This is a genomic window from Streptomyces sp. BE303, assembly GCF_036290945.1.
Taxonomy (GTDB): domain Bacteria; phylum Actinomycetota; class Actinomycetes; order Streptomycetales; family Streptomycetaceae; genus Kitasatospora.
This window is the reverse complement of the sequence record NZ_JAQYWZ010000186.1, coordinates 1-316: the sequence shown is the minus strand read 5'-3', so window position 1 is coordinate 316 and position 316 is coordinate 1. Positions and strand designations below refer to the sequence as shown.

1 protein-coding gene is annotated in these 316 nt (G+C 74.4%); it reads left to right on the top strand.

All coding sequences use genetic code 11. The annotated features are described in order from the left end of the window. Positions 1-316: ATP-binding cassette domain-containing protein (locus PUR56_RS01080; protein ID WP_329947452.1), on the top strand; the 316-nt coding region annotated here is incomplete at both ends.

Sequence of the window (316 nt, the reverse complement as noted above, 5' to 3'; positions counted from 1 at the left end):
TCGCGGTGCTGCGCGACGGCGCCCTCGCCGGCGTCCAGGACGCCGCGACCACCAGCGAGGGCGACCTCGTGCGGCTGATGGTCGGCCGGGACCTGTCCGCCATGTTCACCCGCGAACGCGTCGCCACCGACCGCCTCGTGTTGGATGTCCGTGCCGTGACCACCGACCACGTCACTGGCATCGACCTGCGCATCCACGCCGGCGAGGTCGTCGGCCTGGCCGGACTCATCGGCGCCGGACGCTCCGAACTCGCCCTCGCCCTCGCCGGCGACCAGCCCCTCCGCTCCGGCACCGTCACCCTCGACGGCCGCACCCT